The organism is Devosia nitrariae (assembly GCF_030160115.1).
GTDB classification, from domain to species: Bacteria; Pseudomonadota; Alphaproteobacteria; order Rhizobiales; family Devosiaceae; genus Devosia; species Devosia nitrariae.
In genome coordinates this window covers 133,468-147,394 of record NZ_BSNS01000007.1, presented here as the reverse complement: position 1 = coordinate 147,394, position 13,927 = coordinate 133,468, and the positions used below count along the sequence as shown (strand labels likewise).

Sequence of the window (13,927 nt, the reverse complement as noted above, 5' to 3'; positions counted from 1 at the left end):
ATCCCGGCGACTGTTCAGCTACTGCTTCACACCGCGGCGGAAACGTAAGGCGACGACGTCCGCTGCGCCCCCATGATCGAGGCAGTGATGCAAATCGATGAGCTAGAATGGCGCCGGTTAGATTGTGTGCATCCGGGCGGAACGCTAACGACCAGCCCCAATGCCATCAGGTAGTCCCGATAGAACGCTTCCCAGGCATCGCCGTCGGGAATCTCTTTGAAATCAATCATCTTCAGCTCACCTTACTTGATGCCGACCTGCTGGCTGGAGCCGCAACTCTTCCGGCACCCGTGCATCGACCGCACGAATCTGCGGCACGGATACCATGCGCTGACCCGTCCACGGCACCTTGAGCACTGCCAGCGCGATTTCTTCCGGTCCGTTGATCAGCAGCTGCGCCGTGCAGGCGTCCATGTCCAGGTGGAAGAAAAGCAGGTGCTGAGCACGAGTGTCCACCATTCGAAAGGCTGGACCGCGTTTTGTCCCACTCGCTTTGACTTGCACCGAGCGGCCATCGGGCGCGTACCCATCAATGCCGGTGCGGTTACGCGCGATCAGCTTGATACCGAATAGGTCGGCGGCCAAGGCTTCGCCCAAGTCGCCCACGAGGTTACCATCGAGGGTGAAGGACAGCGCAGAGCTGGCGTAATGATCCCGCACTTTATTGCGCGCGACAATTAGCTCGCGGATGACGGGTGGAAGAACAAAACCCATGAATTGGGCCTCAGTGATAAGTGCGGCCATACTATTTGGGCTGGCGGCAGTTTTGAAGGCATCTTGTGGGGTCACGAGAGCGCCAGGAGGAGGAATTGCACCTGTAACGTCCGGTCAATACTAGGACGCCATAATTGCCGCAGGAGGGGTGTATGGCGGAACTGGAAATCAGCGCGGACGAGGCCAAAGAACTGCTGAAGATGGACAAGGTCAGCACCGCCGAGGACCCGGTGGAGTTGCCTGACTTAGGCGGCCGGGCGGACATGCCCTTCGCCAGTACCGACAGTCGGGAAGAATTCTGTATCAGCTTCACCCGCAGCTCCATTATGCTCGAGAAGCGGAACCACCATCTGCGAGGCCGGAAGGTCATCGGTCTAGCGCGCCTCGATCTAGACGGTCCCGGCCACCGGAACCCCGATGGCGAGGAGATCGGGCCACGTCACCTTCACGTCTACCGGGAGGGCTACGGACTCAAATACGCCATCGAAGTGCCGCAGGGTTTGTTCCGGAACCTCGACGACCCTTTGGTGACGTTGGAAGACTTCTTCCGCTACTGCCACGTGGTCACACCACCGAAGATCAAGAAGAGCCTGTTCACGCAATGAGCGAGATCGACGATCTCATGGAGCGCTACCACGCTTGGCTTCGCGACAAGACCGCATGGAAGACGCTCGACAAGTGGACGGTGATCACGGCTCCGTACCTCGACCGCCACAACGACTACCTGCAGGTCTTCCTGAAGAAGGCCGAGGACGGCTACTTCTTGACCGACGATGGGGCGACGATCGGGGGGCTTCTCGAGGAGGGCTGCAGGCTGGACAGTCCGAAGCGGCAGCAGCTCTTGCGCATGACGTTGGCCGGGTACGGGGTGGCCGAGGACAATGGGCGACTGACAGTCAGGGCAACGGCTGACAACTTTGCACTCAAGAAGCACTCCTTGGTGCAGGCCATGCTCGCCGTCGGTGACATGTTCTTCCTGGCCGAGCCGCATGTGACGAGCCTGTTCATGGAGGACGTGCGCTCGTGGCTGGACCGGTCCGACGTGCGCTACTCGGAGGGCGTGTCGTTCGTCGGCCGATCCGGCTTTGCGCGCAGGTTCGATTTTCTGATCCCGAAGTCCCGGCAGGCCCCCGAGCGCGTCATCAAGGCGATCAACAATCCTGTGAAGAGCGCCGCAGACTCCGTCATCATGGACTGGCTCGACACCAGAGAGGTGCGGCCCGACCAGCTGAAGCTCTACGCCTTCGTCAACGACAACGAGCGCGAGGTCTCCGGGGCGGTGATTGATGCGCTGTCAAACTACGAGATCGTGCCGGTCCTGTGGAGTCATCGCGGCGACGTGAGGCAGGCGCTAGCCGCTTGAGCCTACTTGGGGCCTGCGAGAGCTGGCGGCTCCAGGTCGCCGTCACAGAATTCTTCGCCCTGCTTTTGGTCGAAACCCTCACCCTGCCGTGCGAAAGGCTGCGTGCCTGCCCGCTGAGGGCTGGCCGGCGGCAAACGCCGCTGGTGCAGCATGCTGACTTGCGGGAGTAGAAGAAGGTTTCGCGACACATGGGCAGGGCGTGGTTGTGGATTTTCAAAGCGCGCGCCAACGGTCATTGCCTCGCCATCAAGACTGGCTTCTCAGGTGGAACTGAACTTCGCAGCGCTGGAAGTAACTAGATCTTGAGGATAGGCTTCAACACTATCGTATTTGATCATAGATCGGGCAGTCTCGAATGGCGAAGACGCGTGTGTTGATGGTGTCGGCAAATCCAGCAAATACCGGACGTCTGATGCTGGACGAGGAAGTTCGATCGATAGAGAAGAGCCTTCAGGCGTCCGATCACGGTGATAGCATTGAGTTGATCGCCAAATGGGCTGCGCGGCCGCAAGATCTACTCGAGCATCTCAACCGATTTCGACCGCATGTCGTGCATTTCAGCGGCCATGGAAGTGAGGCTGATGAAATTATTCTTACCAATGAGGCAGGGAACGCGCAGCCTGTAGGCAAGGCCGCAATGGCGGCGCTCTTCAAGGCCCTCAAGGACGATATCAGCGTTGTGGTTCTCAATGCCTGCTTCTCGCGAAGCCAAGCGGACGCAATCACTGAGTATGTCGATTGCGCAATTGGAATGAGCCAAGCAATCGGTGATGGGGCTGCCATTACCTTCGCAGGGTCGTTCTATAGCGCCCTCGGATTTGGTCGAACAGTCGGGGAAGCTTTCGAACAAGGCGTCTTGGCACTGATGCTGGAAGGTATACCGGAGGAGAACACTCCCCGCCTTCTGTGTCGGTCAGGCGTTGACGCGAACAAGCTACAGTTGTTGCCCATGGGTACCAGGGATATGCGCGTAACCGCAGCTCTCCCGCCCGCAGATAAACCAAGAACCGCGCTAGTGGTCGAAGACGATGGCTCCATCCAAGCGCTACTCGCGGCATTGTTGCAGCGAGAAGGCTTTAATGTTCTGCGGGCGGGGACCAACAAGCAGGCAGCCGATTTGCTCGCGTCCTCGAAGGTGGATCTGGTATTGCTCGATATGGAACTTCCGGACGGCGATGGGTTGGATTTTGCGCGAGAGATACGAAGAACACAGGAGTTGGCGATAATCTTCCTTACCCAACGGTCTGGATCGGCCGACAAGATCGCAGGCTTTGAGGTTGGAGGCGACGACTATATCACGAAGCCGTTCGACCCCGAGGAACTGCTGGCGAGAATTGCAAGCGTCATGCGCCGAACCGTCGGTCAACGAGTTAAGTAGTGAGGAATGGTGAACAGCCCCACTTGGTGGGCGGGGGGTGACAGCCATGCCCATACCGCCGCATGAGCCAGATGTGCGCGCGAAAATGGGGCGCGACGTACGCCGCAACATCCAAAAAACTGTGCTCGATGCGCGTCAGCGGCTGACTTCCAGCTCGGGCACGCGCGCGTCGTTCGACTATGAGCTGATGCAGGCCTATACCGGCTCGCGAATCGGCGCGGCGCTGCCGATCTCGGCCATCGTCGTCATCCTCGCGGTGGTGGCGAGCTTCTGGGTGCCATTCGTTTTCACGGCTGTCTGGGCAGGCATGGTGCTGTTGAGCCTCCTGGCGGTGGCCTTGATGTGCCGGCGGTTCCAACACACGGAGGCGGCCAAGTTCAACGCGGAGCACTGGACGACCAATTTCGTGGCCGCCGAGACAGTCTACGGCATCACCTGGTCGCTCATTCCGCTGTTCGGCCTCCTGACCCAGGCCGACGCCCTGGCGGTCGTGACCTTCGCCATGGTTCTGGTCAGCATCGCCTCCAACGCGGTCGCCACGCGCACGCTGACCCCGGCAACGGTGATGAGCACGCTGCCGGCAACGCTCACGGTCAGCATCAACCTCGTTTCCGCAGGTGGCACGCTCAACTATACGCTGGGCGCCATCGTCCTCTGTGCCGAGATCTTCTTTGTCTATCTCGCCCGCCAGTTGCACGCCTCCGAACTCGAGCGCATCTCGCACCAGGCCGAGAAAGACTCGCTGATCGCCGAGCTCGAAGAGGCCCAGCACATGTCCGACGAAGCGCGCCGGCACGCCGAGCAGGCTAACATGGCTAAGTCGCTGTTTCTTGCCACCATGAGCCATGAGCTGCGCACGCCACTTACCAGCGTAATCGGCAACGCGGAACTGATGGAATTGGTGACGCAGAGCGAAGAGGATCGCCGACTGTCGCTTCGGGCTATTAAGGACTCGGGACGGCACCTTCTCGACTTGGTGAGCGAACTGCTCGACCTCAGTCGCATCGAGGCGGGTAAGTATGACCTCAGTGAGGAGGCACTCTCCCTAACAGAAGTAGCCGCCAAGTGCGTGGAGATGCTCGGACCACGCGCCAAGGCCAAGGGCATCGACCTCACCTTCAGCTACGGCAAGAACCTGCCCAAGCTGTGGGGCGACGAACGGGCCATCCGCCAGGTGGTCCTCAACCTCCTCTCCAATGCCATCAAGTTCACGCCCCAGGGCGGCAAGGTCACCCTCGTCATCAACCGCAGCGCCGATGGCGGACAGCTGATTTCGGTCAAGGACAACGGCCCGGGCATTCCTGAGGAGGAGATCGAGACGGTGTTCTCGTCCTTCGGACAAGGCTCACTCGCCCAGAAGACCGCCGAACAGGGTGCGGGGCTCGGATTGACCATCGTCCGGAACCTCATGGAACTGCACCAGGGTCGCTTTGACCTGATCTCGAAAGTGCGCTTCGGCACTGAGGTGATCGCCAGCTTCCCCCGCGCGCGGGTGATGGACGCTCTGGCGCCGGTGGTCGAGCGGCGCGGCAGCGAGGTGAGCACGTCAGTCAGCGGCCCCGCGTCAGGTATGGCAGAGAACGATTATGCCAGACCCTCCGTCGAGAGTTCCCCCACAAGGTCCGATGTCCTTCGTATTCTCATCGTTGAAGATGATGCGTCGATACTGCACGTTATCCAAACCATCGCCATCACGGCCGGCCACGACGTCACGACCGCGCCGGATGGTGAAACTGCACTCGCCCTGCTGCAGGAGCGAGAATTTCATTGCGTACTCCTAGACATGCATCTCCCCGGCATACGTGGCACCGAGGTGAAGGAGGAGTTCGACGCGTTTGATCAAGGCGCTGGATTCATTCCCGTGTTCTTCGCCGTCACAGGGGATGCCTCTTCCACCCAGCGAGGTATCTACAAATCCCTTGGGTTCCATGGGGTCGTGGAAAAACCGTTCTACGCCGAGGATATTCTCGCGGCGTTCTCCGACGCCCAACTGTTGCGCAAGGAGCGGAGCATGGGGTTTGAGTATCCGCCAGAATTCGATGCCGAGAGAATGGCGAAGCTAGAACGCAGCCTTGACAGCAACGACTTCGTTGACAGCCTCCTGCAGGCAAGCGTTTCCCTTTCCAGCAGGGCGGAAGCACTCGCTCAAGCCGTCAGAAACGGCGACCTTCTGAGTGCTCGAAAGATTTGCCACACCGTCGCGGGTACAGCTGGTCAGTTTGGCCTTACAGCGCTCCAGAGCAGGGCTAAAGAGGCGCTGCTGGAACTGGATAAGGCCACCGCAGCTACGATGGAGTCGGCGGTCGCACCTTTGATCGATCTCATAGACCCTGCCGTTAAATCGTTGGCGGCCCTGAGGCGATCCCGATAGCAATCTGTGCTGTCCACGAGTTGCGGCTTGCTCCGACGTAGGCTGGCGGTATCATCAGCTATATTGTCAAAATGGCACATCGCGATATGCCTCCCTGGCGTCGTGTCTCCCCCCTGCGCAGCTTGATCTATACTTGCCCACGAGATCCGAGATCATGCGGTGAGAAGAGCGACCGGAGGTCTTCCAGCTACGGGGACCGCGATCCAGCTGATAGGGCTGACAGTCATGAACGATCCCAAGCTCCATCATTACGTTCCGCAATTTCACCTGCGGCGTTTCACCGACGCAACGGGACGCTTGTGGGTCTGGGATCGCGATCGGGACAGAACCTTTCGAACGTCACCCGGGCGTGTCGCGGCCGAAAAGCAATTCTACCGGCTGACCCAATATGAGGCGTATGGCCACGATCCGATGACGATGGAGAAGCAACTGTCGACGCTGGAAGGCGAAGTGGCGCTGATCACAGAACAGTGGCTTAGCTGGCTCCGCATGATGGAGCCACTCGACAAGGTCGAGATTTCTGCAGCCGACCGACAGCTCGTAGCCCTATATATCGCCGTGCAGTTTCTGCGCACCGCCGACACGCGTGACACTCTGTCGGCCTATGCCGCGATCGGTGACGGGGAAGAGCTGACCGCAGATGAACAGCGGCGCCTTCACACTGAGGTAATGTGGGATGAGGGGTTGACCAACGGTCTGGCATCACGCTTTGGCGGGGCATGCTGGGTCTTCGCACGCAACGAGACCGCGACGCCGTTCGTCACGTCGGACAATCCCATCGCCTTTCGCACCGCAGATAATCGCCGTTGGCTGAAGGCAGGGATACTAGCGCCGGGCGTGTATATCGTGTTTCCGCTGGCACCCGACATCATCCTCTATGCCTATCCCGGCGATCCGCCCTTCCAGAAGCTTTCGAAGTTCGCCGATTGTCTTTCACCGGTGGCGCTCGACAATAGCATGGTAACAAACGAGAATAGTGGGCAGGTATTTATGGCGTCTCGATTTGTCCTCTCCAATCGCAGCAATTTCGACGCCGAACGGGCTTTCGCGCTATCGATCGGCACCGATCTCTATGCCGACCCGGTAGGTCATGGCAAATGAGCCGCCAACTTGCCGTGGGGCCATGACACACGGTCCAGGCCCGACACCGCTGAATATCTGGCCAAGTCTGTGCACGTGCCAGAAAGCAAGGCGGTAGGTGTTACGGTGGAATACACTGCTGCCGTGGATGAGGCCGTGCGAGAGCTACAGGTATCATGCTGCATGAATGGCGTACTGCGGGCGACGAATGAGGCTCTACTACTTCACGACGTCTGACTTCGGTTTGCAGGCCATCCGGGACCGGCGGCTGAAAGTCGCTCGCATAGACGAATTGAACGACCCTTTTGAGTTCATAGGACTGGCGCTCGATCGCGCGGGTCGTCGAGCCTTCAACGGATTCAAGAAAGCTATGAACGCGCGATATGGCATGATCTGCCTGAGCTCTGACTGGACCCATCCGCTGCTCTGGGGCCACTACGCCGATAAGCACAAGGGGCTTGCGCTCGGCTTCGATGTGCTAGACGGCGACATATTCGAGCCCGTCAAGTACTATTCGAAGCGGTTGACGCCCACAGAGTTCGGACTGACGTCACTTCACCACATGACCGAAGCCCACATGAAAGAGATGCTGGGCATGAAGTTTGCGGCGTGGAGCTATGAATCCGAACACCGAGCATTCTGCCGGCTCGAAGATAGGGACCCCGTTAGCGAGCTGTATTTTCTGCCATTCACCGATCTGTTGACGCTCAAGCAGGTCATCGTTGGGGCGCGCAGTCCGGTCACGCGGGCCCGTCTCAGTGATGTGCTCGGCACGCACGGCACCGGTGTGGAAGCGTTCAAGGCGCGTCCGGGGTTCAAGGAGTTCGCCGTCGTGGAGAACAAGCGCAAGTCGGCGTGGAAATGATACAATAACACGAACCAGGGTGCCGGCATCCCCGGCACCCCGCGCTTCATCACCCTCAGAACTCAAACTCGTTTATATTGTCCTTGGTGAAAATAAACGGCGCGCCGAGCAAAATCTCCGAACCATTGATCACCGACAACGTCCCCAGCTTCCCGGCCTCAACCTCTGTATCCCCCGGCTGCAGCGTGCCATCCGCTGTTGCCCGCATCACATAGGCAGCCGCGTATCCAAGGTCCACCGGGTTCCACAACACCACGGACTTGACGCAGTCGGCGTCGACATAGGCTTCATGGCGTTGTTGCCGCATTGGCCGGCCGGGGTCACGGCATCGGCGGCGGCAGGGGTGGCGACCGAAGTCATGCCGAGGATGCCCTTGAGGTCATCGCCATACTTGTTGATCAGGGTGTTTGCCTGATTGAAGCTGAGGATGTTGTCCTCCTGCGCTTCCACCGTCTCCAGCCAACTGGAGGTTCGGATAGCACTCGGTGGCGTAGGCTTCCATTTCGGCGATCCAGCGCGCCTGGTTGGGCGTGGTGAAGGTCGAGGTGACGATGGCAAAGCTCGCCTCCTCGCCCACTTCGGCGGCAAGGCTGTCGATCATCGCCTTGGCGATGCCGTTGAACTCGGCCTGGTTGACGAACCACTGGCGGGCATCGGGCTCGGAGTTGGCGTCGTAGCCGACGACGTTGATGCCGGCTTCAAGGGCTTTCTTCAAGACCGGCGCGATCGCGACTGGATCGTTGGCGGCAAAAGAGGATGCCGTCGACGCTCGGGTCATCCGCGCTCGATCCTGAGCGTAAAGCAGTTGTTGGCAGCCGAGCGCATATGCACATACGCGACGTCGGAGCGCCGAAGGATGAGGTCGGCCTGACCTTCGATCTCGTCGGGCTGCACCACGGTCCCGGTGCCGTAGACGATGCGATCGTCTTTCCCGTAGCCACGCAGGATTTGCCTGTCGTTGCTGTTGCGATGACGCTCCGGCAGCCCCCGAGCCGGGTCGTAGGCTGGACACTGCTCCGCATGCAGGAACACCGGACCGATCTCCGCATAGGGCTGTGGCGCCGGGAACGGTCGGTGGGCGAGCACCAGATAGGCTTCCCCCTCGGAGACGTAACCGAGGCAATGGCGGCATGGAACGCCTTTGCCATCCGATATGTGCAGCTCGGGCACCTGCCCGTTGGCATCGACGGCGCCGTCGCGATAGGCCGCGGCAAGTTCACTTGGCATTCCAAGAAAACGTAGGGTCATGGCGAATTCCTTTCGCCAGGAGTTCGACCCCAATTGTCGCTGCAGGGCGACCCGATTTTGACAGGCCGGTTGCAGGTGTGCCAAGCGCGCTTCAGGCGAAGCGTTCCGGCCCATGCCTGTGAGAGCTGCCGGCGGGTCGCCAGGAACGGACCGTGCATGATGTCTTGAAGGAGCTTGAGATTGTCAGAGTATCGGCGGGTTGGTCCTTGCCCCACCTCAGACGCAGCAAGCCGGAAGCCGAAAGGGTGCCGGAATCACCGGCACCCTTGTGTCTCTGACCTTTAGAAATCGAAGTCGTTGATGTTCTCCTTGGTGAAAATGAACGGCGCCCCGAGCAGGATCTCCGAGCCGTTGATCACCGAAAGGGTCCCCAACTTCCCGGCTTCAACCTCGGTGTCACCCGGCTGCAGTTCGCCATCGGCGGTGGCCCGCATGACGTAGGCGGCGGCGTAGCCGAGGTCCACCGGGTTCCACAGCACGACGGACTTGACGCAGTCGGCATCGACATAGGGCTTCATGGCGTTGGGGGTTGCGAGCCCAATGACGGCGATGTTGCCGCATTGGCCGGCCTGGGTCACGGCATCGGCAGCGGCAGGGGTTGCGACCGAGGTCATGCCAAGGATGCCCTTGAGGTCATCGCCATACTTGTTGATCAGGGTGTTGGCCTGATTGAAGCTGAGGATATTGTCCTCCTGCGCTTCCACCGTCTCCAGCCACTGGAGGTTCGGATAGCACTCGGTGGCGTAGGCTTCCATCTCGGCGATCCAGCGCGCCTGGTTGGGCGTGGTGAAGGTCGAGGTGACGATGGCAAAGCTTGCGTCTTCGCCGACTTCCGCGGCAAGGCTGTCGATCATCGCCTTGGCGATGCCGTTGAATTCGGCCTGGTTGACGAACCACTGGCGGGCATCGGGCTCGGAGTTGGCGTCGTAGCCGACGACGTTGATGCCCGCTTCAAGCGCCTTCTTCAGGACCGGCGCGATCGCCACCGGGTCGTTGGCGGCAAAGAGGATGCCGTCGACGCCCGAGGTGATGTAGTTGTCGATCAACGTGATCTGGTCGTCGATATTGGCTTCCGTCGGGCCGTCGGTGGTGGCGTTCATGTTGCCCATTTCGGCCGCGGCCTCGGCAATGCCCTTGGAGGTCGCGTCGAAATAGCCGATGCCGATGAGCTTGGGCACGTCGACGACGGTGATCTCCTGGCCGGCCCGGTCCGGCGGATTTGTTGGGACGCCGCCATCATATTCCTTGGCGGCCGGCGTTGCCGCGGTGCCGTCGCAGGCGAGGGGGGTGGTCGGCAGGTCGTCGCCGCCGGTCCACGTCCCCTGGGCCTGCACCATGCCGGTCGAGAGCGACAGCACGGACAGGGCGACTAAGGTCTTCTTCAGCATAATGTCTCTCCTCCATGTGGCCCGAACCCAAACCCGGCAAGGCTCGCGGCGCTGGTTCTTTCAGTTCATCATCGGGTGCCGTCCCGGTGGAAAAGGTTGGAAATGAGGATGGTGAGGATCAGCACGGCGCCGATCAACACGATGGTGCCGTCGCTCTTGACGCCCGCGAGCGACAGGCCGTTCTTCAGGGCCTGGATCAGGATCAGCCCCAGCAGGGTGCCGATGATGGTGCCGCGACCGCCGAAGATCGAGGTTCCCCCCAGGACCACCGCGGTGATGGCGTCGAGCTCGACGCCGGTGCCCATGTCCGAACGGGTGGTCGACACACGCGACACGAAAATCACGGCGGCGAGCGCCGCGGCAAAGCCCGAGGCTGAATAGATCAGAAGCTTGACCCGGTCGACGCGGAGCCCCGAGAACCTGGCAGCCGTCTCGTTGGAGCCGGTGGCATAGGTCATCCGTCCCCAGGTGGTCATGCCGAGGATCACTGCGGCGACGACCGCGACGATGCCGAGCAGCCACAGCTGCGTCGGCACTCCCAGCACCTGGCCTTGCCCGAGAACATAGAACCAGTCGGGATAGCCGCGCACCGAACGGGCTTGCGACACCCCCTCGGCGATGCCGCGGTAGAGGGCGAGCGTGCCGAGCGTTGCGATCAGCGGCGGCACCTTGAAGCGGGTGATGATCAGGCCGTTGAAGAGGCCGGCGAGGGTCCCGACCATGAGAGCAAGGAAGATCGCCAGCTCCAGTGGTAGTCCGAAATTCTTCCAGAACACGCCCAGCATGATTGCGCTCATGCCGAGGATCGAGCCGACCGAAAGATCGATGCCGCCGGTGACGATGACGAAGGTCATGACGATGGCGATGAGCCCCACCTCGGTCATCAGCCGGCCCTGGTTCAACAGGTTATCGACGGTGAAGAACCTGGGGGACTGCGCGGCGAGCACGATCAGTGCCAGGACCACCAGCACCGCGAGAATGGTTTCGTGCCGAAGGAGCTTTTTGATCGTCATCGGCTGGCTTGCCGTGTTTCGCGGTTGCGCCGGAGCATGTCGATCAGCACCGTGATGAGGATCAGGAGGCCGATGACCGCGCGCAGCCAGTAGGCGGAGACGTTGACGAAGATGAGCCCCGCCCCGATCGCCGAGAACAGGATCGCGGCGAGGGTCGAGCCGATCACCGTGCCGGTGCCCCCGAGGATGGAGACACCGCCGATCACCGATGCGGTGATGATGGTGAGTTCCAGGTTGGGCGGCACGGTCGACTGGATGATCTGGAGCTGGGTGGCAAAGAGGATGGTGGCGACGCCGGCGATGGCGCCGTGGATCGCGAACACCTCGACGATGCGCCTTTCGATCGGAATGCCCGCGGCGCGGGCCGCTTCCGAGTTGCCGCCGATGGCGTAGAGTGAGCGGCCGAAGGCGGAGTAGCGCATCCAGAGGAAGGCGATGACAGTGCAGATCACCATGAACCAGACCGGCGCCGGCACGCCCAGCAGGCGCTGCTGGGCCAGCAGGAAGTCGGGCGGCAGATTGCTGATCCAGGCGCCGCCGGTGATCGAGACCAGCCCGCCGCGAAGGATGGACAGCATGCCGAGCGTCACCACGATGCTGGGTATCTTGCCATAGGCGACCAGCGCGCCGACCACCGCATTGATGGCAGCGCCGGCGAGGATCGGCGCCCCCCAGGCGACCCACACCGGATATCCGGCGACCGCCAGCGTGCCCGAGATGGTGGCGAGGACGCCGATCAGGGCCCCGACCGAAACGTCGATGTTGCCCGTGATGATGATCATCGACATGCCGATCGCCGCCACGGCGATATAGGCATTGCCCGAAATGATGGTGTTGAGGTTGTTGGCGCCGAGGAACCGCGGGTTGATCAACGAAACGACCGCGAAGAGGATGAGGATCGCGCAGGCGATGACGATCTCCTGGCCATAGGCCGAGACGAACCGTGTGAGGCCACTGCGGCGTGGGCGGAATGCGGGAGCAGCTTCCACGGACATCAGGCCGCCACCCCGGCCGCACCGGCCTGCGTCATCGCCGCACCCACGGTCTCGGGTGTTGCATCGGCCCGGTCGATCGTTGCCGCCAGCCGGCCGCCATGCATCACCAGGATGCGGTCGCTCATCCCCAGCACTTCCGGAAGCTCGCTCGAAATCATCAGGATAGCCATCCCTTCCTTGGCCAGCCGGCTCATCAGCGCATGGATCTCCGCCTTGGCGCCGACGTCGATGCCGCGTGTCGGCTCGTCCATGATGAGGATAAGCGGGTGAGTTTCCAGCCACTTGCCGAGCACGACCTTCTGCTGGTTGCCGCCGGAAAGCTGCGCCACCACCTGGTCGGGCCCACGGGCGCGCACGCCGAGACTTGCAATGGCCTCGACGGCCTGCCTCGCCTCGCGCGTGAGGCTGATGAAAATGCCGCTGGCCACGTGGCGCAGCGCCGCCATCGACGTGTTCTGCGCGATGGTCATGGGTCTGACGAGGCCCTGCAGCCCGCGGTCTTCCGGGACATAGGCGATGCCGAGATTGCGCGCTTGCCTCGGGCTCAGGATCCTCACCGGCTTGCCATCGACCTCGATGGTGCCGCTGTCGGCAGGGGTGATGCCGAAGATGGTGAGCGCCAGCTCCGTCCGGCCGGCCCCGACCAGCCCCGCAACGCCGACGATCTCGCCACGCCTGAGGTCAAACGAGATGTCCTTGACCCGCTGCCCGTAGGAGAGATTGCGCACCTTGAGGATCGTTTCCCCGATCGCGGCTTCGGCCTTGGGGAACATGTGGTCGATCTCGCGGCCGACCATCATGGCGACGAGCGTCTGCTCGGTGACCTCGGCGATCGGCCGCGTGCCGATCAGCGCCCCGTCGCGCAGCACGGTCACGCGGTCGGCCAGCGCGAAGATCTCGGGCAGTTTGTGGCTGACATAGATGATGGCAACGCCCCGCTCGCGCAGGCGCTTGATGACAGCCATCAGCCGCTCGACGTCGGCGTCGGCCAGCGCGGCGGTGGGCTCGTCCATGATGACGACCCGCGCATCCTGGCTCAGCGCCTTGGCGATCTCGACGCGCTGCCGATTGGCAACCGAAAGGCTGCCGACCTTGGCATCGACATCGAGGTCGGGGCTGTCGAGCGAATCCAGCAGCTGGCGCGCGCGTCGGCGCATCTGTTGCCAGTCGAGCATGTTGAGGCGCCCGCGCGGCGCGTTGCCGAGGAAGATGTTCTCGGTGACGGTCAGCTCCGGGAACAGCAGCAGCTCCTGGTAGACCGTGGCGATGCCGCCTTTGCGCGCCTCTCGGGGGCTCAGCGCCCTGAACTGCTGGTCACCGATGTGGATCAGTCCCGTATCGGGTGCATGGACGCCGGCGATGATCTTGATCAGCGTCGACTTGCCCGCGCCGTTCTCTCCCAGGAGCGCGTGGACCTCGCCCGCCCGGACGTCGAAGTCGACATCCCTCAGCACGCGAACGCCGCCGAACGACTTCGACACTCGCTCCAGCCTGACCTCTACCGTCAATGCC

15 protein-coding genes are annotated in these 13,927 nt (G+C 61.7%); 6 read left to right on the top strand and 9 right to left on the bottom strand.

The window, feature by feature from the left end:
- Positions 1-26 precede the first annotated feature (26 nt).
- Both QQK18_RS05935 and QQK18_RS05930 read right to left on the bottom strand, forming a co-directional pair.
- Positions 27-230 carry a hypothetical protein gene (locus tag QQK18_RS05935; RefSeq protein WP_284340006.1) on the bottom strand — a complete coding sequence of 68 codons (204 nt, stop codon included), beginning with the start codon at positions 228-230 and terminating at the stop codon, positions 27-29.
- A 7-nt stretch (positions 231-237) separates the two neighbouring features.
- On the bottom strand, positions 238-714 hold the full coding sequence (locus tag QQK18_RS05930) for a DUF6998 domain-containing protein (RefSeq protein ID WP_284339387.1): 477 nt from the start codon (positions 712-714) through the stop codon (positions 238-240).
- Positions 715-866: 152 nt separating this feature from the next.
- On the opposite strand from QQK18_RS05930, the gene QQK18_RS05925 reads away from it, so the two are divergent.
- The 6 genes from QQK18_RS05925 (at position 867) to QQK18_RS05900 (ending at position 7,771) form a co-directional block, all read left to right on the top strand.
- Positions 867-1,319 (top strand): DUF6978 family protein, encoded by a 453-nt coding sequence (locus tag QQK18_RS05925; RefSeq protein WP_284339386.1) that lies wholly within the window; start codon positions 867-869, stop codon positions 1,317-1,319.
- The gene (locus tag QQK18_RS05920) at positions 1,316-2,077 is read left to right on the top strand and encodes a DUF1829 domain-containing protein (protein WP_284339385.1); all 762 of its coding nucleotides are present in this window, start codon (positions 1,316-1,318) and stop codon (positions 2,075-2,077) included. Before QQK18_RS05925 ends, QQK18_RS05920 begins: the two co-directional genes overlap by 4 nt.
- 355 nt (positions 2,078-2,432) lie before the next feature.
- Positions 2,433-3,455 (top strand): response regulator, encoded by a 1,023-nt coding sequence (locus QQK18_RS05915; protein ID WP_284339384.1) that lies wholly within the window; start codon positions 2,433-2,435, stop codon positions 3,453-3,455.
- Positions 3,456-3,501: 46 nt separating this feature from the next.
- Positions 3,502-5,826: an ATP-binding protein gene (locus tag QQK18_RS05910; protein ID WP_284339383.1), complete on the top strand. Its 2,325-nt coding sequence runs from the start codon at positions 3,502-3,504 to the stop codon at positions 5,824-5,826.
- A 225-nt stretch (positions 5,827-6,051) separates the two neighbouring features.
- Entirely contained in the window at positions 6,052-6,927 is an 876-nt protein-coding gene (locus QQK18_RS05905; RefSeq protein WP_284339382.1) for a DUF4238 domain-containing protein, read from the top strand.
- Between the two features lie 187 nt (positions 6,928-7,114).
- Positions 7,115-7,771 (top strand): DUF2971 domain-containing protein, encoded by a 657-nt coding sequence (locus QQK18_RS05900; RefSeq protein ID WP_284339381.1) that lies wholly within the window; start codon positions 7,115-7,117, stop codon positions 7,769-7,771.
- A gap of 55 nt (positions 7,772-7,826) precedes the next feature.
- Here QQK18_RS05900 and QQK18_RS05895 read toward each other — a convergent pair whose 3' ends face one another.
- From QQK18_RS05895 to QQK18_RS05865, 7 genes are all read right to left on the bottom strand, one after another.
- Complete coding sequence (locus tag QQK18_RS05895; protein WP_284339380.1) at positions 7,827-8,078, bottom strand: type 1 periplasmic-binding domain-containing protein; 252 nt, start codon at positions 8,076-8,078, stop codon at positions 7,827-7,829.
- Positions 8,079-8,150: 72 nt separating this feature from the next.
- Complete coding sequence (locus QQK18_RS05890) at positions 8,151-8,549, bottom strand: substrate-binding domain-containing protein (protein WP_284339379.1); 399 nt, start codon at positions 8,547-8,549, stop codon at positions 8,151-8,153.
- Positions 8,546-9,019 (bottom strand): DUF1203 domain-containing protein, encoded by a 474-nt coding sequence (locus tag QQK18_RS05885; RefSeq protein WP_284339378.1) that lies wholly within the window; start codon positions 9,017-9,019, stop codon positions 8,546-8,548. The genes QQK18_RS05890 and QQK18_RS05885 overlap by 4 nt, the downstream gene beginning before the upstream one ends.
- Before the next feature lie 281 nt (positions 9,020-9,300).
- Positions 9,301-10,407 carry an autoinducer 2 ABC transporter substrate-binding protein gene (locus QQK18_RS05880; protein WP_284339377.1) on the bottom strand — a complete coding sequence of 369 codons (1,107 nt, stop codon included), beginning with the start codon at positions 10,405-10,407 and terminating at the stop codon, positions 9,301-9,303.
- A gap of 68 nt (positions 10,408-10,475) precedes the next feature.
- A complete protein-coding gene (locus QQK18_RS05875) occupies positions 10,476-11,420 on the bottom strand; it encodes an ABC transporter permease (protein ID WP_284339376.1) in 945 nt (314 codons plus the stop codon).
- Entirely contained in the window at positions 11,417-12,415 is a 999-nt protein-coding gene (locus tag QQK18_RS05870; RefSeq protein ID WP_284339375.1) for an ABC transporter permease, read from the bottom strand. Before QQK18_RS05870 ends, QQK18_RS05875 begins: the two co-directional genes overlap by 4 nt.
- Positions 12,415-13,923 carry a sugar ABC transporter ATP-binding protein gene (locus QQK18_RS05865; RefSeq protein ID WP_284339374.1) on the bottom strand — a complete coding sequence of 503 codons (1,509 nt, stop codon included), beginning with the start codon at positions 13,921-13,923 and terminating at the stop codon, positions 12,415-12,417. The genes QQK18_RS05870 and QQK18_RS05865 overlap by 1 nt, the downstream gene beginning before the upstream one ends.
- Positions 13,924-13,927: the final 4 nt, after the last annotated feature.